We start from the raw sequence: 18125 nt of genomic DNA, 5'->3' as shown, positions 1-18125 counted from the left end.
CATTTGTCCTTTCCAACAGTTAAAAAAAAGGGCTTGGAGACAAATCCCCAAGCCCTCAAAAGGTGAGAGGTGTCTAGTCCCTCGACCTGGTGAGCGGTGCTACACGTAACGCGTCGGCTCAGGCTTTGAGCGGAACCAGACGCGGAGCAATCATGTTTTCCGGGCGCAGGATGTCGGCGAGACTGGCTTCGTCGAGCAGACCTTCTTCGCGCACCAGTTCCAGCACGCCGCGGCCGCTTTCAAGGGCGATACGGGCGATGCGGGTGGCGTTTTTGTAGCCGATGTACGGGTTCAGCGCGGTGACCAGACCGATCGAGTGTTCGACCAGTTCGCGGCAGCGGGCTTCGTTGGCGGTGATGCCGACGATGCAGTGCTCGCGCAGCATGTCCATGGCGCGTTGCAGCAGGCGGATCGAGTCGAAGATCTTGAAAGCGATCAAAGGCTCCATCACGTTCAGCTGCAGTTGGCCGCCTTCGGCTGCCATGGTCAGCGCCAGATCGTTACCGATGACCTGGAAGGCCACCTGGTTAACGGCTTCCGGAATCACCGGGTTGACCTTGCCGGGCATGATCGAGCTGCCTGGCTGACGCGCTGGCAGGTTGATTTCGTTGATGCCGGTGCGCGGGCCGCTGGACAGCAGGCGCAGGTCGTTGCAGATCTTCGACAGCTTGACCGCAGTGCGCTTGAGCATGCCGGAGAACAGCACGAAGGCGCCCATGTCGGAAGTCGCTTCGATCAGGTCGGCCGCCGGCACTACCGGTTGACCGCTGATCAGTGCCAGACGCTGTACCGCCAGCGCTTGATAACGCGGGTCGGCGTTGATGCCGGTACCGATGGCAGTGCCACCCAGGTTCACTTCAGTCAGCAGTTCCGGGGCCAGCGTCTTCAGACGGGCCAGGTCTTCACCCATGGTGGTGGCGAAGGCACGGAATTCCTGGCCGAGGGTCATCGGCACGGCGTCTTGCAGCTGGGTACGGCCCATTTTCAGGACGTGATCGAACTCTTTGCCCTTGGCCGCGAACGCCTGAATCAGGCTGTCGAGGCTGGCCAGCAGGGTGTCGTGACCCAGCAGCAGGCCCAGACGGATTGCGGTCGGGTAAGCGTCGTTGGTCGACTGCGCCATGTTGACGTCGTCGTTCGGGTGCAGGTACTGGTACTCGCCTTTCTGGTGACCCATTGCTTCGAGCGCAATGTTGGCGATCACTTCGTTGGCGTTCATGTTGGTGGAGGTACCGGCGCCACCTTGAATCATGTCGACCACGAACTCTTCGTGGAAATCACCGCGGATCAATCGGGCACAGGCTTCGCTGATGGCAGCGTGCTTGGCTTCGCTCAGGTGACCCAACTCGCGGTTGGCGTCAGCGGCGGCCTGTTTGACCATCGCCAGACCGACAACCAGTTTCGGGTAATGCGAAATCGGAACGCCGGAGAGACGGAAGTTGTTCACCGCTCGCAGGGTCTGGATGCCGTAATACGCTTGAGCCGGTACTTCGAGGGCGCCAAGCAGGTCGTTTTCTGTGCGGAAAGATGCAGCGGAGGACATGATAGAAATCATCTCGATATGGACCCGGTCTGTGCCGGAACGCTGCGAATGCTAGGCTTGTGGGAATTTTTGGGCCAATGCTGTTCAGCACTGCCCTATGCACATTCGGCATAATGCCCGTGTGACGCCGCGTGCGCGGCAGACGTGTGACCCGTTTTGGTGCGTGTCCGGGAGGACGTGATGAATCTGGAAAGCAAATGGCTCGAAGACTTCAGTGCTCTGGCCGCCACCCGCAGCTTCTCGCAAGCGGCCGAACGGCGCTTCGTGACGCAACCGGCATTTAGTCGGCGGATCCGCAGCCTTGAAGCTGCATTGGGGCTGACGCTGGTCAATCGCTCGCGCACGCCGGTCGAACTGACGGCGGCGGGGCAGTTGTTTCTGGTGACCGCGCGCACCGTGGTCGAGCAACTCGGTGAAGTGCTGCGCCACCTGCATCATCTGGAAGGCGGGCAGGGCGAAGTGATGCAAGTCGCGGCCGCGCACTCGCTGGCGCTGGGCTTCTTCCCGCGCTGGATCGCGCAACTGCGCAACGAAGGTTTGAACATCGCCACACGGCTGGTTGCGACCAACGTCGGCGACGCGGTGCATGCGCTGCGCGAAGGTGGCTGCGATTTGATGCTGGCATTCTACGACCCGGACGCGGCGATGCAGATGGACCCGGAGATTTTCCCGTCGCTGCACCTGGGCCAGACCGAGATGCTGCCGGTGTGTGCGGCGGATGCCGAGGGCAAGCCGCTGTTCGATCTGGAAGGCGACGCCAGCGTACCGTTGCTGGCTTACAGCGCCGGGGCATTTCTTGGGCGGTCGGTGAACGGCTTGCTGCGTCAGCGTCAGCTGCGTTTCACCACGATCTACGAAACGGCCATGGCCGACAGCCTGAAAAGTATGGCGCTAGAGGGGCTGGGTATCGCCTGGGTGCCGCAACTGAGTGTGCGCGCCGAACTGGCTCGCGGCGAACTGGTGGTGTGCGGCGGCCCGCAATGGCATGTGCCGCTGGAGATCCGCTTATACCGCTGCGCGCTGGTGCGCAAAGCCAACGTGCGCCTGCTGTGGCGCAAGCTTGAAGGCGGCGCTGCCCAAAACTCTTGAACCGACCCGCAGCCCCTGTGGGAGCGAGCTTGCTCGCGAAAGCGGTGTGCCAGACAACATCAATGTTGCCTGACACTCCCTCTTCGCGAGCAAGCTCGCTCCCACAAGGGATTTGTGGTGTTTGTCGGCTGACCTTCAGGTCAATAAAACCGGGCTTTTGCGGTAGATGACAGATGGTCGCGAAGGGGGCTGTTTATTGCTTTCTTTGCGGTATACTGCGCGGCCTTCGGCCGGTACGTCCGGCCATTTTTCGTACAATCAAGCCACGCAATCTGCGTGGCTTGTTGTTTTTGACGCGCCTGCGGGCGCCCAGAGAGAAGAGGCGCGACGATGAGTGCACTGGTTGGCGTGATCATGGGCTCCAAGTCCGATTGGTCCACCCTTAGCCACACCGCCGATATGCTGGAAAAGCTCGGCATCCCGTACGAGGTCAAGGTGGTTTCTGCCCACCGTACCCCGGATCTGCTGTTCCAGTACGCCGAAGAGGCCGAAGGCCGCGGCATTGAGGTGATCATCGCCGGTGCCGGGGGCGCAGCCCACCTGCCAGGCATGTGTGCGGCCAAGACCCACCTGCCGGTGCTGGGCGTACCCGTGCAATCGGCCATGCTCTCGGGCGTCGATTCGCTGCTGTCGATCGTGCAGATGCCCGCGGGCATCCCGGTCGCCACCCTGGCCATCGGCAAGGCTGGCGCGATCAACGCCGCGCTGCTCTCGGCGAGCATCCTCGGTGCCAAGCATCCACAGTTCCACGCGGTACTGAAAACCTTCCGTGCCGAGCAGACAGACAGCGTCCTGGACAATCCAGACCCACGTATTGCCTGAGGTTGTTGAGATGAAGATCGGTGTAATCGGTGGCGGCCAGTTGGGTCGCATGTTGGCGCTGGCGGGCACTCCGCTGGGCATGAACTTCGCTTTCCTCGACCCTGCGCCGGACGCCTGTGCGGCCGCATTGGGCGAACACCTGCGGGCCGATTACGGCGATCAGGATCATCTGCGGCAACTGGCCGACGAAGTCGATCTGGTGACTTTCGAGTTCGAAAGCGTCCCCGCGGAAACCGTGGCGTTCCTCTCGCAGTTCGTCCCGGTGTACCCGAGCGCCGAAGCCCTGCGCATCGCTCGCGACCGCTGGTTCGAGAAGAGCATGTTCAAGGACCTGGGGATCCCGACCCCGGCCTTCGCCGACATTCAATCGCAAGCTGACCTGGAGGCCGCCGTGGCTTCCATCGGTCTGCCGGCCGTGCTGAAAACCCGCACCCTGGGTTACGACGGCAAGGGTCAGAAAGTCCTGCGCACGCCGCAAGACGTGGTCGGCACCTTTGCCGAGCTGGGCAGCGTTGCCTGCCTGCTGGAAGGCTTCGTGCCGTTCACCGGTGAAGTCTCGCTGATCGCCGTGCGTGCCCGCGATGGCGAAACGAAGTTCTATCCGCTGGTGCACAACACCCACGACAGCGGCATCCTCAAGCTGTCGGTGGCCAGTACCGATCACCCGTTGCAGGCGCTGGCCGAAGACTACTCCAGCCGCGTCCTCAAGCAGCTCGACTATGTGGGCGTGATGGCGTTCGAGTTCTTTGAAGTCGACGGTGGCCTCAAGGCCAACGAAATCGCCCCGCGCGTGCACAACTCCGGGCACTGGACCACCGAAGGCGCCGAGTGCAGCCAGTTCGAAAACCACCTGCGCGCCGTGGCCGGCCTGCCGCTGGGTTCGACGGCCAAGGTCGGCGAGAGCGCGATGCTCAACTTCATCGGCGTGGTGCCGCCGGTGGAGAAAGTCATCGCCATCGAAGATTGCCATCTGCATCACTACGGCAAAGCCTTCAAGGCCGGGCGCAAGGTCGGTCACGCCAACCTGCGCTGCGCCGACATGGCCACGCTGCAGGCGCAGATCGTCAAGGTCGAAGCGCTGATCGCCGAGTAACGACAGTTTCATCTGGCAGCGGCGGAACCATTCAGGGGCCGCCGTTCTCTGATGGCAGGATGCCAAAGTCTGACTAGGCTTCGCATATCTACTATTCAGAGGGAAATGCCATGGGAATTATCGGAACCATCTTTATCGGCTTGATCGTCGGCCTGCTGGCACGCTTCCTGAAACCGGGCGATGACAGCATGGGCTGGATCATGACCATCCTGCTCGGTATCGGCGGTTCGTTGGCAGCCACTTATGGCGGCCAGGCTCTGGGCATCTATCAGGCAGGTCAGGGCGCAGGTTTCATCGGCGCGCTGGTCGGCGCCATCGTGTTGCTGGTGATCTACGGTCTGATCAGAAAGAACTGATCCAAAGCGACAAAGCCCTCTCTGCCAAACCGGCGGGGAGGGCTAGAATGCTCGGCGATTCAATGTACCTTCCTTTCTTGACCGAGCACCTTCATGCGCCGTCTTCTGTTGACTCTCCTTATTCTGGGCAGCGGTTTGGCCCACGCCGGCGAACTGCCGGAAACCGACTGGCTGGAACTGATGCCCAAGTCGGACCAAAAGGCCCTCGAGGCCATGCCCGAAATCGACCACAACTCCCCGGAAGCCACCGGCACCTTCACCGAGAAGGGCGGGATGAAACAGGCCAAGGGCCTGCCGGCGGTGATGTATTCGACCAAGACCGTGGCGTCGATGAACGACAAGCACATCCGCATTGGCGGTTACCCGGTGCCGCTGGAATCCGACGCCAAGGGCCGCAGCACGCTGTTCTTCCTCGTGCCGTATCCGGGCGCGTGCATCCACGTGCCGCCACCGCCGCCGAATCAACTGGTGTTGGTGCGTTATCCAAAAGGCTTGAAGCTCGATGACATCTACACGCCGCTGTGGGTGACCGGCACGCTGAAGATCGAGAAGGTCAGCAATGATCTGGCCGATGCGGCGTATGCGCTGGAAGCGGACAAGGTGCGGGTGGTGCAGGAATCTGATCTGTAGGACCTATACAAAACAATTGTGGGAGCGAGCTTGCTCGCGAATGCTATCTCTCAGTCACATTGAAGTTGACTGATACGACGCTTTCGCGAGCAAGCTCGCTCCCACAGTTTTATCGGGTGTAGCTTAAAGCGGTTGGCTGCCGACACTGACGCCCATGGTGTGGCTCGCGCCCGGCGCCAGGCTCACGATGTCATCCATCACATTCGCCGTCTCGATGCACAGCATGCGCTGCCAGCCATCGTTGTCCATGTCCGCCAGCGCCGCTGCGCGGTCGATCCACGGGTTCCAGATCACCGCCGTGCGCGAACCTGTAGCGGTCAGCACAATGCGCCGTTCCCAGGCCGGGTCGACGATGCTCAGTTGCGGCGGAGCGTCGAGGTAGATGCGGTCGGTTTCACCGGCAAAATGCAGATTGCCTTGCTGGCTGAGGGTCTTCCAGTCATCCAGCGTCTCGATGTAATTCAAGCCATCCACGCCATCGACGTGCACATTGCGCACATCACTGACGGCGAAATAGGTGTGCAGCGCCTGACTCAGGCTGACGGTGTCACTGCCACGGTTGTGGCTGGTCAGGCTGAAGCTCAGTTGTTCGGACAAATGCAGGGTCAGGGTCAGGTCGACCTCATGCGGCCAGCCAGGCAGGCCACCTTCGGTGTCGGGCAGCTTGAACTCGACCTTGACGCCGTCTGCCTCCGATTCGATGCCGCCCAACGCCCAATCCATCGCCCGCACCAGACCGTGCGCGGGTGCCGGTTGCTCACCGGTGTACATGGCCTGCACGCTCTGCGGGTTGCGTTCGAACTTGCCGAACCACGGCCAGCACACCGGCACGCCGGCGCGGATGCTCTTGCCAGTCTTGAACACAGCCTTGTCGTTGAGCCAGATGATCGGCGGCTGGCCGTCGATCTGATAACTGAGGATGTGCGCGCCTTGCTGGGCCACCAGCACTTCGGCCTGACCGTGGCGGATGCGCCAGCAGTTCAGTTCATCCAGTTTCACGGCTTCAACGTTGGGCGTGTTCATGGGACAACTCTCGATCAGACACTTGGGACGACTATCGACCGCAAAACGGTCGCGAGGTTTAACGTGCGCGTGGCGGTACCGAACGGGTGCGGCCGCTGCCGTCGATGGCGACGAAGACGAACACCGCTTCAGTGACTTTACGCCACTCGCTGGACAGCGGATCGTCGCTCCACACCTCGACCATCATCTGGATCGAGCTTCGGCCGATTTCCAGGGTCTGGGTATAAAAGGACAGCTGTGCGCCGACGGCCACGGGCACGAGGAACGCCATGCGATCAATGGCAACTGTCGCTACGCGGCCGCCCGCGACACGGCTGGCCATTGCCGTGCCGGCCAAATCCATCTGCGCCACCAGCCAGCCGCCGAAAATATCGCCAAAGCCGTTGGTTTCGCGGGGAAGTGCGGTGATTTGCAGGGCCAGGTCGCCTTGCGGGATCGGATCTTCTTGTTCGAGCTCTATCATGCCGGGGGTGCCTCTGACCCGTGACTCTTCGTTGGTATTGCTGGTGGTAGCCGTCTTCAGGAAAAACGATTCAGCACCGAACATACTGCGTTCGTCACGTTTTCCATAGGCGCCTAAAGGGAAACTCTGCGAAAGCGGCTGGATCCACGCACCAAGGCGACCAACGACGTTTTCGCACAGCAACCCCCTACAAACCGGAGCAAGGTTGCGAGTATATCGGTCGGTAGACTCCGCGACGACCATCCGGTTCTCATTTTGACCGTCAAATACGCGCCTCTATGTGCTTTTTCGAACAATTTGCTATGGTGCCGAACCTGCCCAAGCCACAGCCAGCGTTGTTGTGGCGGCAGATCCGACTATAAGAGAAGCCCTTGCCATGACCACAGCGCCTTCGAGCCTCGCGCAGCCCGAGCAACCCGCACGACCGTTGACCCGCAATGACTACAAGACTTTGTCGCTATCGGCCCTGGGCGGTGCGCTGGAGTTCTACGATTTCATCATCTTCGTCTTCTTTGCCACCGTGGTCGGCAAATTGTTCTTCCCGGCCGACATGCCCGAGTGGCTGCGCCTGATGCAGACCTTCGGCATTTTCGCCGCCGGCTACCTGGCCCGTCCGCTGGGCGGCATCGTCATGGCGCACTTCGGCGACCTGCTGGGCCGCAAGAAAATGTTCACCCTGAGCATTTTCATGATGGCCGTGCCGACCCTGATCATGGGGCTGCTGCCGACTTACGCGCAGATCGGCCTGTGGGCACCGATCCTACTTCTGTTGATGCGGGTGATTCAGGGCGCGGCGATTGGCGGGGAAGTGCCGGGGGCTTGGGTCTTCGTTTCCGAACACGTGCCGCAAAAGCACATCGGCTATGCCTGTGGCACGCTCACCAGCGGCCTGACGGCCGGTATTTTACTCGGTTCGCTGGTCGCCACGGCGATCAACAGCCTTTATACGCCGGTGGAAGTCGCGGACTACGCCTGGCGGATCCCATTCCTGCTTGGCGGTGTGTTCGGCCTGTTTTCGGTGTATCTGCGCCGCTGGCTGCACGAGACGCCAGTGTTCGCCGAACTGCAACTGCGCAAGGCGCTGGCTGAAGAAGTGCCGCTGCGTGCCGTACTGCGTGACCATCGCGGGGCGATCGCGATCTCGATGCTGCTGACCTGGTTGCTCTCGGCCGGCATCGTCGTGGTGATCCTGATGACGCCGACCGTGCTGCAGACGGTCTATCACTTCTCGCCTACGGTGGCCCTGCAATCGAACAGCCTGGCGATCGTGTTCCTGAGCGTTGGCTGCATCATCTCCGGTGCCCTGGCGGACCGTTTTGGCGCTGGCCGGGTGTTTGTCTTCGGCAGTCTGGGCTTGCTGATCAGCTCCTGGACCTTCTATCACAGCCTCGCCGATCACCCGAACTGGCTGTTCCCGCTGTATGCCCTGACCGGTCTGCTGGTCGGCACCATCGGTGCGGTGCCGTACGTGATGGTCAAGGCGTTCCCGCCGGTGGTGCGCTTCAGCGGGTTGTCGTTCTCGTACAACGTGGCGTACGCGATCTTCGGTGGTCTGACGCCGATGGTGGTCAGCCTGTTGCTTAAAGAAAGCGCGATGGGGCCGGCCTACTATGTGGCCGTCCTTTGCACGATGGGGATTCTGGTCGGAGCGTGGCTCTGGAAGAAGGGCCGCTGATTCCGATTCTGCAGCGGCTGTTCTGACGCCATCGCGAGCAGGCTCACTCCTACGGTTGGAATGTATTTCAATTGCAGGAGTGAGCCTGCTCGCGATTGGGACCACTCGAATCATTCAGTAGAAACCGGATGCTGGCCTTTCATCCAATTGTCATATTTCAGCCATAGAGTGTTCACACGGCCTGCTAATACTTGGCCCCGAATTAACACCCCCTATCTGCTAGGAGTAAGGCATGAAACTGAAGCGTTTGATGGCGGCAATGACTTTTGTCGCTGCTGGCGTTGCGACTGCCCACGCGGTAGCCGCTGGCGTTGACCCGGCAATTCCGGCTTACACCAAGGTCACCGGTGTTTCGGGCAACTTGTCCAGCGTTGGTTCCGACACTCTGGCCAACCTCATGACCCTGTGGGCTGAGAACTACAAAAAAGAATACCCGAACGTCAACATCCAGATTCAGGCCGCTGGCTCCGCCACTGCGCCACCTGCGCTGACCGAAGGCACCTCCAACCTGGGCCCGATGAGCCGCAAGATGAAGGACACCGAACTGGCGGCCTTCGAACAGAAGTACGGCTACAAGCCAACCGCTATCCCGGTGGCTGTCGACGCCCTGGCGGTATTCGTGCACAAGGACAACCCGATCCAGCACCTGACCATGGAACAGGTTGACGCGATCTTCTCGTCCACTCGTCTGTGCGGCGCCAAAGCCGACGTCAAAACCTGGGGCGACCTGGGCGTGACCGGCGATCTGGCCAACAAGCCGGTGCAGCTGTTCGGTCGTAACTCGGTATCCGGCACCTACGGCTACTTCAAAGAAGAAGCCCTGTGCAAAGGCGACTACAAGCCGAACGTCAACGAACAACCAGGTTCGGCGTCGGTCGTGCAGTCGATCAGCTCCTCGCTGAACGGCGTCGGTTACTCGGGCATCGGTTACAAGACTGCCAGCGTGAAAACCGTTGCGCTGTCGAAGAAGGGCAGCACTGACTTCATCGAAGACACCGAAGAAAACGCCCTGAACGGCAAGTACCCGCTGTCGCGCTTCCTCTACGTTTACGTCAACAAGGCCCCGAACAAGCCTCTGGCCCCGCTGGAAGCCGAGTTCGTGAAACTGGTTCTGTCGAAACAGGGTCAGGAAGTTGTAGTGAAAGACGGCTACATCCCACTGCCAGCCAAGGTTGCTGCCAAAGCCCTGGCTGACCTGGGTCTGCAGGAAGGCGGCGCTGTCGCCAAGAAGTAACAAATTGAGTCCGGGATGAACCCCTTCGGACTCAGGTGAAAGGCCGGATCTGCCCGCAGACCGGCCTTTTATACACCTCTCAAATTTTCGATCCTCTGCCAGCTCCGTTGGCGGTGGATTTGGTGCGTCACTGCATTGTCATCTTTCTGTCATACAGGATCGCTAGGGTGTGCGCATGAATGATCTGGCCAATTCCCACATGACTACTAATCCCCCCAAGCGCATTGATTTCAATACGCCTGAGTTGCAACGCAAGCGCCGTATTCGCGCGCTCAAGGATCGCTTCACCCGCTGGTATGTCCTGATCGGCGGTCTTGCCGTACTGGCCGCCATCACCCTGATTTTCTTCTTCCTCGCCTATGTGGTTGCCCCGTTGTTTCAGGGTGCCAGCCTGACCGCGAAAGATGCTATTACCCCGGCCTGGATGCAGGACGCCGGCAAGCCGCTGATGATTTCGCTCGAGGAGCAGAATCAGGTGGCGATGCGCGTTTCCGACAAGGGCCAGGCGCTGTTTTTCGATATCGACAGTGGCGCTGAATTGAAGCGCGTCGATCTGCCGCTGCCGGCAGGCGCTACCGTAACTTCCATCGGCGAAGATCAGCCAGGTCATCCGCTGGTGGCTGTGGGCCTGTCCAACGGTCAGGCGCTGGTGTTCCGTCACACCTATAAAGTCAGCTACCCCGATGGCAAGAAAACCATCTCCCCGGCCATCGAATACCCGTACGGCAACACGCCGATCGTGGTGAACGAAAACGGCGGGGCGCTCGAGCACGTGAGCCTCAATGCCACCGATTCGACCCTGATGCTGGTCGGCTCGACCGGTTCGCAACTCAATGTGCTGTCGCTGACCAGCGAAGAAAACATGATGACCGGTGAAGTCACCAGCGAGCAGAAGCGTATTGATCTGCCGCAGATGACCGAGCCGGTGAAAAACATCTTCGTCGACCCGCGCCAGCAATGGCTGTACGTGGTCAACGGGCGTGCCCAGGCCGACGTGTTCAGCCTGCGCGACAAGAGCCTCAACGGTCGCTACAAACTGCTGGAAAACGCTGACGCCGAAGTTACTGCGAGCACCCAGCTGGTGGGCGGTATCTCGCTGATCATCGGTGACTCCAAGGGTGGCCTGGCCCAGTGGTTCATGGCCCGTGACACCGATGGCGAGCTGCGCCTGAAGCAGATCCGCACGTTCCAGATGGGCACTGCGCCGATCGTTGAAATCACTGCCGAAGAGCGCCGCAAAGGCTTCGTTGCCCTCGATGCATCCGGCAAGCTCGGCGTGTTCCACAGCACTGCGCACCGCACGCTGCTGGTCGAGCCCGTGGCCGAAGGGCAGGGCCTGTTCGGTCTGTCGCCGCGCGCCAACCGGGTGATCGTCGAAGCCGGCGGCAAACTGCAACCGCTGCTGCTCGACAACCCGCACCCGGAAGTGTCGTGGAGCGCGCTGTGGAGCAAGGTCTGGTACGAGAACTACGACGAGCCTAAATACGTCTGGCAATCGACGGCGGCCAACACCGACTTCGAACCGAAACTGAGCCTTTCGCCACTGACCTTCGGCACCCTGAAAGCGGCGTTCTACGCGATGCTGCTGGCGGCACCGCTGGCCGTTGCCGCTGCAATCTACACCGCCTACTTCATGGCCCCGGGCATGCGCCGCAAGGTCAAGCCGGTGATCGAACTGATGGAGGCGATGCCGACGGTAATCCTCGGTTTCTTCGCCGGTCTGTTCCTCGCACCGTATGTGGAAGGGCATCTGCCGGGCATCTTCAGCCTGCTGATGCTGTTGCCGATCGGCATTCTGGTTGCCGGTTTCACCTTCAGTCGCCTGCCTGAGTCGATCCGCCTCAAGGTGCCGGATGGCTGGGAAAGTGCACTGTTGATTCCGGTGATCCTGTTCGTGGGCTGGCTGTCGCTGTACATGAGTCCGTTCATGGAGAACTGGTTCTTCGGCGGTGACATGCGCATGTGGATCTCCCACGACCTGGGCATCACCTACGACCAGCGCAACGCTCTGGTGGTCGGTCTGGCCATGGGTTTCGCGGTGATCCCGAACATCTACTCGATCGCTGAAGACGCCGTGTTCAGCGTACCGCGTGGCCTGACCCTGGGCTCCCTGGCCCTCGGTGCCACGCCGTGGCAGACCATGACCCGCGTGGTGATCCTCACCGCCAGCCCGGGCATCTTCTCGGCGCTGATGATCGGCATGGGCCGTGCGGTCGGTGAAACCATGATCGTGCTGATGGCCACCGGTAACACACCGGTCATGGAAATGAACCTGTTCGAAGGCCTGCGCACCCTGGCCGCCAACGTCGCGGTGGAAATGCCGGAGTCGGAAGTCGGCGGCAGCCACTACCGCGTGCTGTTCCTCTCGGCGCTGGTGCTGCTGTTGTTCACCTTCGTCATGAACACCCTGGCAGAACTGATTCGTCAGCGTCTGCGCAAGAAATACTCGTCGCTTTAAGAAAGGTAGAAGTCTGTGAAACAGAACTCCCTGAATGGATGGTTCAAGAGCGGCGCCCCGGGCGTCTGGATCAGCGGTGGCGCGGTGTCCATCGCGGTCATCATGACCATTGGCCTGCTGGCGGTGATCGCCGTGCGCGGTCTGGGTCACTTCTGGCCGGCGGATCTGATCCACGCCAGCTACGACGTGCCGGGCCAGGCCAATCACCTGGTCATCGGCGAAGTGGTGCAGAAAGAAGAAGTGCCCCGCGCCCGCTTGAAGAGCGCCGGCCTGCCGGTGCCCGATCAGGGCCCGGAATTCATGACCCGCGAGCTGATCAAGGTCGGTAACCGTGACTTGAATGGCAACGACTTCACCTGGATCGTCGGCGAGTGGCTGACCGACCAGAAAAATCCGCCGGAGCTGATGGCGCTGGAGCGCCGTGAGTGGGGCAACTTCTACGGCTACCTGGTCAACGTCAAACAGGACGGCAAGGTGATCGCCGAAGGCGAAGCGGCATGGCCTGAGCTGCAAGCGCGGATCAACCGTGTAAACGGTCTGGCTACGCAACTGAAGTCGCTGGAAAAAACTGACATCGGTGCGATCAACGCAGGGCTGGAGCGCATCCGTCTGCACGGCCGCAAGCTGGAACTGGAAGGCAAACTCGACGCCACCGCACAAGCGGACATGGACTCCGAGCGCGCCGAACTGAATGCCCGTTATCAGGACATTGAAGCCCGTCTCTCTGACCTGCACGCGCAGTTCAACCGTGACGCGCTGACTGCCCGCGATGCCAACGGCAAGGAAATCGAAATCAGCCTCGGCAAAGTGGTTCACGCCTACCAGCCGAACGCCATGGGCACTTTCAGCAAGATCGGTTTCTACTTCAGCAAGGTCTGGGAATTCCTCTCCGACGACCCGCGTGAAGCCAACACCGAAGGCGGGATCTTCCCGGCGATTTTCGGCACCGTGATGATGACCCTGATCATGGCGATGATCGTGACCCCGTTCGGCGTGCTGGCGGCGGTGTACCTGCGTGAATACGCCAAGCAGAACACTCTGACGCGGATCATCCGTATCGCGGTGAACAACCTCGCCGGCGTTCCGGCGATCGTTTACGGCGTGTTCGGTCTGGGCTTCTTCGTCTACGTGCTGGGTGGTTCGGTCGACCGTCTGTTCTTCCCCGAAGCATTGCCGGCGCCGACCTTCGGTACACCGGGTCTGCTCTGGGCGTCGTTGACCCTGGCGCTGCTGGCCGTACCGGTGGTGATCGTGGCGACCGAGGAAGGTCTGGCGCGTATCCCGCGTACCGTTCGTGAAGGCTCGCTGGCACTGGGTGCAACCAAGGCCGAGACGCTGTGGAAGATCGTTCTGCCGATGGCCAGCCCGGCGATGATGACCGGCATGATCCTCGCCGTGGCTCGCGCCGCCGGTGAAGTGGCGCCGTTGATGCTGGTGGGTGTGGTGAAACTGGCACCGTCGCTGCCGGTGGACGGCAACTACCCGTATCTGCACCTGGACCAGAAAATCATGCACCTGGGCTTCCATATTTATGACGTCGGCTTCCAGAGCCCGAACGTCGAGGCGGCACGTCCGCTGGTGTATGCCACCGCGCTGTTGCTGGTGCTGGTGATCGCCACGTTGAACCTGTCGGCGGTGTATATCCGCAACCACCTGCGCGAAAAATACAAAGCACTGGATAGCTAAAGCTATTAGCCACAAGCGGCGAGCTACAAGCCGCTTTTGCTCAAACTTGCAGCTTGCAGCTAGAAGCTTGCAGCTACGAACGGAGTGAGAACCATGCAGCACGAAACACACACCCACGGCATCAACATGTCTGCCCTGGGTCGCGACAAGCAGAGCCTCAACCTCGAACAGGAAACCGTGGCCATCGAAGTGCCGGGCCTGAGCCTGTTCTACGGTGAGAAGCAAGCCCTGTTCGACGTCAGCATGAACATCCCGAAACAGCGCGTGACCGCCTTCATCGGCCCGTCGGGCTGCGGCAAATCCACGCTGCTGCGTACCTTCAACCGTATGAACGACCTGGTTGACGGCTGCCGTGTCGAAGGCGCGATCAACCTGTACGGCAACAACATCTACCGCAAGGGTGAAGACGTTGCCGAGCTGCGTCGTCGCGTTGGCATGGTGTTCCAGAAGCCCAACCCGTTCCCCAAGACCATCTACGAAAACGTGGTCTACGGTCTGCGCATTCAGGGCATCAACAAGAAGCGCATTCTCGACGAAGCGGTCGAGTGGGCGTTGAAAGGCGCGGCGCTGTGGGACGAAGTGAAGGATCGCCTGCACGAGTCGGCACTGGGTCTGTCCGGTGGTCAGCAACAGCGTCTGGTGATTGCCCGTACCATCGCGGTTGAGCCGGAAGTGTTGCTGCTCGACGAACCGTGCTCGGCCCTCGACCCGATCTCGACCCTGAAAGTCGAAGAGCTGATCTACGAGCTGAAGTCCAAGTTCACCATCGTCATCGTGACCCACAACATGCAGCAGGCTGCACGGGTGTCCGACTACACGGCGTTCATGTATATGGGCAAACTGGTGGAATTCGGCGACACCGACACGCTGTTTACCAATCCGGCGAAGAAGCAGACCGAAGACTACATCACCGGTCGCTACGGCTAGCCGTACAGCTGCAAGCCGCAAGAAAGATGCGGTGCGATATCAGGACTTATACATAACTGCTTGAAGCTTGCAGCTTGAAGCTTGCAACTTTCGCGGAGCGAACAATGATTTCTAAAGAAGGTCTTACCCATCACATTTCCGCGCAGTTCAACGCCGAACTGGAAGAAGTGCGCAGCCACCTGCTGGCTATGGGCGGGCTGGTCGAGAAGCAGGTCAATGACGCGGTCACCGCGCTGATCGAGGCCGATTCCGGCCTGGCTCAGCAGGTGCGCGAGATCGACGACCAGATCAACCAGATGGAACGCAACATCGACGAAGAATGCCTGCGCATTCTCGCCCGTCGGCAGCCGGCGGCGTCCGACCTGCGCTTGATCATCAGCATCTCCAAGTCGGTGATCGACCTGGAGCGCATCGGTGACGAAGCGACCAAGATCGCCCGTCGCGCCATCCAGCTGTGCGAGGAAGGCGAAGCGCCACGCGGTTACGTCGAGGTTCGCCACATCGGCGACCAGGTGCGCAACATGGTGCGTGATGCGCTGGACGCGTTTGCCCGTTTCGACGCCGATCTGGCGTTGTCGGTGGCGCAATACGACAAGATCATCGACCGCGAATACAAGACCGCGCTGCGCGAGCTGGCGACCTACATGATGGAAGACCCGCGCTCTATCTCGCGGGTCTTGAGCATCATCTGGGTGCTGCGTTCGCTGGAACGCATCGGCGACCACGCACGCAACATCTCCGAATTGGTCATTTACCTGGTGCGCGGCACCGACGTGCGCCACATGGGCCTCAAACGCATGAAAGAAGAAGTTGAAGGCACAAGCGGCGAAACCGCTAATGTTCCGGGCGATGCTGACGATAAGTAAGATTGCCTGAGAAAAGCGCCCGGCCCTTTGGCCGGGCGTTTTTGTTTGTGCTTTTCATGGGCAGAACCGAATTAAAAAGCAGCACCCGCGAACGAAAAGTCCCGGCGTGACTGAAGAGTTTTGGCAATGTGCCATCAGCCAGCGTTATGCTTGCCGGGATTTTAATAGGGGTGTTGGATGAGCAAGATCAGTGTGTTGGTCGTGGACGATGCTTCGTTCATTCGTGACCTGGTGAAAAAGTGCCTGCGTAATTACTTCCCGGGGATCCGCACCGAGGACGCCGTCAACGGCAAAAAGGCTCAGGCCATGCTGGCCAGGGAAGCGTTCGACCTGGTTCTGTGCGACTGGGAAATGCCGGAAATGTCCGGTCTCGAACTGCTGACCTGGTGCCGCGAGCAAGACAACCTCAAGACCATGCCGTTCATCATGGTCACCAGCCGTGGCGACAAGGAAAACGTCGTGCAGGCGATTCAGGCCGGTGTTTCCGGCTACGTCAGCAAGCCGTTCACCAACGAGCAACTGCTGACCAAGGTCAAGCAGGCGCTGAACAAGGTCGGCAAGCTCGACACCCTGATGAACAGCGCCCCGACCAAGATGAACTCGGCGTTCGGCAACGACTCCCTGAGCGCATTGACCGGTGGCAAGCCTGCCGTGGTCGGTGGTGCTCCGGCAGCCGCTGCGGTCAACCCGTTCGCCAAGCCTGCTGCCGCTGCTCCGGCGCCTGCTGCTGCGCCGTCCCGTGGTTTGCTCAACAGCCCGCCAGTCCAGGCCCCGGCCGCCGCGAAAGCGCCGGCCGGCGGACGTGGCCAGGGTCAATTGCGTCTGCCGAGCGGCAACCAGCAATGCGTGATCAAGGCCCTGAGCATCAAGGAAGCGTTGCTGGTGGTGAAGCGCACCGACACCCTGCCGCAGATCCTCGACAGCGCCGTGCTCGACCTGGAGCAGGGCGACAACGCCGAAATCGCCCGCCTCAATGGCTACCTGCACGCCATCGTTGCCCACGAGCAGAAAGCCGACAGCGACTGGCTGCAACTGACCTTCCGCTTCGTCGACCAGGACGCGCAGAAGCTCGACTACATCTCCCGCCTGATCGCTCGCGGCACGGCACAGAAGCACTTCGTTCCGGGCGCTTGATCTTCTTCGACTGATACACCGCTATCGCGAGCAGGCTCACTCCTACATCTGGAATGCATTCCAATATAGGAGCCAGGCTGCTGGCGATGGGGTCATCAAAAGCACCATCCATCTCCCGCGCTGGCCAATTTGAAACATCTGTCGACTAGCCTGGTCTGTCTGAGCTGCTAGGCTCATTTCCAGGCCTTACTTCGACAGACTCTTGCCCATGCTCGCGCGCCTGCTGTTTTTCTGTGGTCTTTTCGTGGCCTCCACCTCGGCTGTGGCCATGACGATCTACAAATCCACCGATGCCAACGGCGTGGTCTCGTACAGCGACCGTCCGAGCAAGGGCTCGCAGGTGTTCGTGTTTCAGGACCGCATGGTCGAGCGCCTGGAGCGGCAGGTCTATCTCGACATCAAGAAGCAGAAGGGCGGTGACGTGGTGTTCGTACGCAATGATCTGTACGCGCCGGTCGAGGTGGCACTGGCGTTTACCGGCATGAGCAATGTGCGGGGCGCGCCGGCGCAAACCATCCGCAGGGTGCTGCCGGCACGCAGCAACACGCGGCTGGCGCTGCTGACGGCGATTACCGGCGGCAAGCCGTTGGTGTATACGCCGCAATTCCAGTATGCCTTGGGCGACCCCGCTGGCGCGACGCAGAGCTATCGCTATCCGCTGCCGTGGCGTGGCGGGCCGTTCCGCCTGAGTCAGGGCGCTGAAGGCCAGTACAGCCACTTCGGGCCAAAGAACCGCTATGCGATGGACATCGCCATGCCGGTCGGCACACAGATCATCGCGGCGCGGGCCGGGGTGGTGGTGAAAATCGAGAACTCACAGAGCGGGCGCGGGACGGATCCCTCCGGCAATTTCGTCCGGGTGCTGCACGATGACGGGACCATGGGCGTGTATCTGCACCTCAAGCAAGGGTCGGTAAGCGTACGCGAAGGGCAACGGGTGACCGTGGGCAGTCCGCTGGCGCTGTCGGGCAATACCGGCAACAGCAGTGGCCCGCACCTGCACTTTGTGGTGCAGCGCAACAACGGCTCGGGGCTGGTGTCGATTCCGTATCAGTTCAACCAACCGCTGGGGGCGTTGCCCAACTTTGCGTTGGGCAAGCAATAAATCCAGTGGAGATCGACGGTG

16 protein-coding genes are annotated in these 18125 nt (G+C 60.8%); 13 read left to right on the top strand and 3 right to left on the bottom strand.

Going from position 1 to position 18125, the window contains the following annotated elements; all coding sequences use genetic code 11:
* Positions 1-118: 118 nt before the first annotated feature.
* Positions 119-1543 carry an aspartate ammonia-lyase gene (aspA, locus tag HV782_RS00580; RefSeq protein ID WP_123454738.1) on the bottom strand — a complete coding sequence of 475 codons (1425 nt, stop codon included), beginning with the start codon at positions 1541-1543 and terminating at the stop codon, positions 119-121.
* A gap of 180 nt (positions 1544-1723) precedes the next feature.
* On the opposite strand from aspA, the gene HV782_RS00575 reads away from it, so the two are divergent.
* The 5 genes from HV782_RS00575 (at position 1724) to HV782_RS00555 (ending at position 5533) form a co-directional block, all read left to right on the top strand.
* Positions 1724-2632 carry a LysR substrate-binding domain-containing protein gene (locus HV782_RS00575; protein ID WP_123469962.1) on the top strand — a complete coding sequence of 303 codons (909 nt, stop codon included), beginning with the start codon at positions 1724-1726 and terminating at the stop codon, positions 2630-2632.
* 330 nt (positions 2633-2962) lie between these two features.
* Positions 2963-3454, top strand: a complete 492-nt coding sequence (purE, locus tag HV782_RS00570) for a 5-(carboxyamino)imidazole ribonucleotide mutase (protein ID WP_007954291.1) — start codon at positions 2963-2965, stop codon at positions 3452-3454.
* A 10-nt stretch (positions 3455-3464) separates the two neighbouring features.
* Positions 3465-4547 carry a 5-(carboxyamino)imidazole ribonucleotide synthase gene (locus HV782_RS00565; RefSeq protein ID WP_123469961.1) on the top strand — a complete coding sequence of 361 codons (1083 nt, stop codon included), beginning with the start codon at positions 3465-3467 and terminating at the stop codon, positions 4545-4547.
* Positions 4548-4657: 110 nt separating this feature from the next.
* Positions 4658-4903: a GlsB/YeaQ/YmgE family stress response membrane protein gene (locus tag HV782_RS00560; RefSeq protein ID WP_123469959.1), complete on the top strand. Its 246-nt coding sequence runs from the start codon at positions 4658-4660 to the stop codon at positions 4901-4903.
* 93 nt (positions 4904-4996) lie between these two features.
* Positions 4997-5533, top strand: a complete 537-nt coding sequence (locus tag HV782_RS00555; protein WP_186743876.1) for a DUF3299 domain-containing protein — start codon at positions 4997-4999, stop codon at positions 5531-5533.
* Between the two features lie 123 nt (positions 5534-5656).
* On the opposite strand, the gene HV782_RS00550 is transcribed toward HV782_RS00555, so the two are convergent.
* Together HV782_RS00550 and HV782_RS00545 are read right to left on the bottom strand one after the other, a co-directional pair.
* Positions 5657-6556, bottom strand: coding sequence for a D-hexose-6-phosphate mutarotase (locus HV782_RS00550; RefSeq protein WP_186743878.1), 900 nt, complete (start codon positions 6554-6556; stop codon positions 5657-5659).
* 58 nt (positions 6557-6614) lie between these two features.
* Entirely contained in the window at positions 6615-7019 is a 405-nt protein-coding gene (locus HV782_RS00545) for an acyl-CoA thioesterase (RefSeq protein WP_003229628.1), read from the bottom strand.
* Between the two features lie 376 nt (positions 7020-7395).
* On the opposite strand from HV782_RS00545, the gene HV782_RS00540 reads away from it, so the two are divergent.
* The 8 genes from HV782_RS00540 (at position 7396) to HV782_RS00505 (ending at position 18104) form a co-directional block, all read left to right on the top strand.
* Complete coding sequence (locus tag HV782_RS00540; protein WP_123469955.1) at positions 7396-8694, top strand: MFS transporter; 1299 nt, start codon at positions 7396-7398, stop codon at positions 8692-8694.
* Positions 8695-8926: 232 nt separating this feature from the next.
* Entirely contained in the window at positions 8927-9928 is a 1002-nt protein-coding gene (locus HV782_RS00535; RefSeq protein ID WP_128613619.1) for a phosphate ABC transporter substrate-binding protein PstS, read from the top strand.
* A 424-nt stretch (positions 9929-10352) separates the two neighbouring features.
* A complete protein-coding gene (locus HV782_RS00530; RefSeq protein WP_177490388.1) occupies positions 10353-12386 on the top strand; it encodes an ABC transporter permease subunit in 2034 nt (677 codons plus the stop codon).
* Between the two features lie 15 nt (positions 12387-12401).
* Positions 12402-14072, top strand: a complete 1671-nt coding sequence (gene pstA / locus HV782_RS00525) for a phosphate ABC transporter permease PstA (protein ID WP_186743880.1) — start codon at positions 12402-12404, stop codon at positions 14070-14072.
* Positions 14073-14165: 93 nt separating this feature from the next.
* Positions 14166-14999, top strand: coding sequence for a phosphate ABC transporter ATP-binding protein PstB (pstB, locus tag HV782_RS00520; RefSeq protein WP_123469947.1), 834 nt, complete (start codon positions 14166-14168; stop codon positions 14997-14999).
* Between the two features lie 104 nt (positions 15000-15103).
* On the top strand, positions 15104-15865 hold the full coding sequence (gene phoU, locus HV782_RS00515; RefSeq protein WP_007954334.1) for a phosphate signaling complex protein PhoU: 762 nt from the start codon (positions 15104-15106) through the stop codon (positions 15863-15865).
* Between the two features lie 177 nt (positions 15866-16042).
* Positions 16043-16999: a response regulator gene (locus tag HV782_RS00510; RefSeq protein ID WP_186743883.1), complete on the top strand. Its 957-nt coding sequence runs from the start codon at positions 16043-16045 to the stop codon at positions 16997-16999.
* A gap of 208 nt (positions 17000-17207) precedes the next feature.
* Positions 17208-18104: a peptidoglycan DD-metalloendopeptidase family protein gene (locus HV782_RS00505; protein WP_186743885.1), complete on the top strand. Its 897-nt coding sequence runs from the start codon at positions 17208-17210 to the stop codon at positions 18102-18104.
* The last annotated feature ends 21 nt before the right edge of the window (positions 18105-18125 follow it).

The sequence above is a fragment of the Pseudomonas monsensis genome, assembly GCF_014268495.2.
In the GTDB taxonomy this organism is placed as follows: domain Bacteria; phylum Pseudomonadota; class Gammaproteobacteria; order Pseudomonadales; family Pseudomonadaceae; genus Aquipseudomonas; species Aquipseudomonas monsensis.
This window is presented reverse-complemented; position numbering and strand designations above follow the sequence as displayed.

What these genes read in the sequence shown, in the direction of transcription:
- aspA (WP_123454738.1), bottom strand. Translation starts at nt 1,543, where the DNA reads ATGTCCTCCGCTGCATCTTTCCGCACAGAAAACGACCTGCTTGGCGCC.
- HV782_RS00575 (WP_123469962.1), top strand. Translation starts at nt 1,724, where the DNA reads ATGAATCTGGAAAGCAAATGGCTCGAAGACTTCAGTGCTCTGGCCGCC.
- purE (WP_007954291.1), top strand. Translation starts at nt 2,963, where the DNA reads ATGAGTGCACTGGTTGGCGTGATCATGGGCTCCAAGTCCGATTGGTCC.
- HV782_RS00565 (WP_123469961.1), top strand. Translation starts at nt 3,465, where the DNA reads ATGAAGATCGGTGTAATCGGTGGCGGCCAGTTGGGTCGCATGTTGGCG.
- HV782_RS00560 (WP_123469959.1), top strand. Translation starts at nt 4,658, where the DNA reads ATGGGAATTATCGGAACCATCTTTATCGGCTTGATCGTCGGCCTGCTG.
- HV782_RS00555 (WP_186743876.1), top strand. Translation starts at nt 4,997, where the DNA reads ATGCGCCGTCTTCTGTTGACTCTCCTTATTCTGGGCAGCGGTTTGGCC.
- HV782_RS00550 (WP_186743878.1), bottom strand. Translation starts at nt 6,556, where the DNA reads ATGAACACGCCCAACGTTGAAGCCGTGAAACTGGATGAACTGAACTGC.
- HV782_RS00545 (WP_003229628.1), bottom strand. Translation starts at nt 7,019, where the DNA reads ATGATAGAGCTCGAACAAGAAGATCCGATCCCGCAAGGCGACCTGGCC.
- HV782_RS00540 (WP_123469955.1), top strand. Translation starts at nt 7,396, where the DNA reads ATGACCACAGCGCCTTCGAGCCTCGCGCAGCCCGAGCAACCCGCACGA.
- HV782_RS00535 (WP_128613619.1), top strand. Translation starts at nt 8,927, where the DNA reads ATGAAACTGAAGCGTTTGATGGCGGCAATGACTTTTGTCGCTGCTGGC.
- HV782_RS00530 (WP_177490388.1), top strand. Translation starts at nt 10,353, where the DNA reads ATGCAGGACGCCGGCAAGCCGCTGATGATTTCGCTCGAGGAGCAGAAT.
- pstB (WP_123469947.1), top strand. Translation starts at nt 14,166, where the DNA reads ATGCAGCACGAAACACACACCCACGGCATCAACATGTCTGCCCTGGGT.
- phoU (WP_007954334.1), top strand. Translation starts at nt 15,104, where the DNA reads ATGATTTCTAAAGAAGGTCTTACCCATCACATTTCCGCGCAGTTCAAC.
- HV782_RS00510 (WP_186743883.1), top strand. Translation starts at nt 16,043, where the DNA reads ATGAGCAAGATCAGTGTGTTGGTCGTGGACGATGCTTCGTTCATTCGT.
- HV782_RS00505 (WP_186743885.1), top strand. Translation starts at nt 17,208, where the DNA reads ATGCTCGCGCGCCTGCTGTTTTTCTGTGGTCTTTTCGTGGCCTCCACC.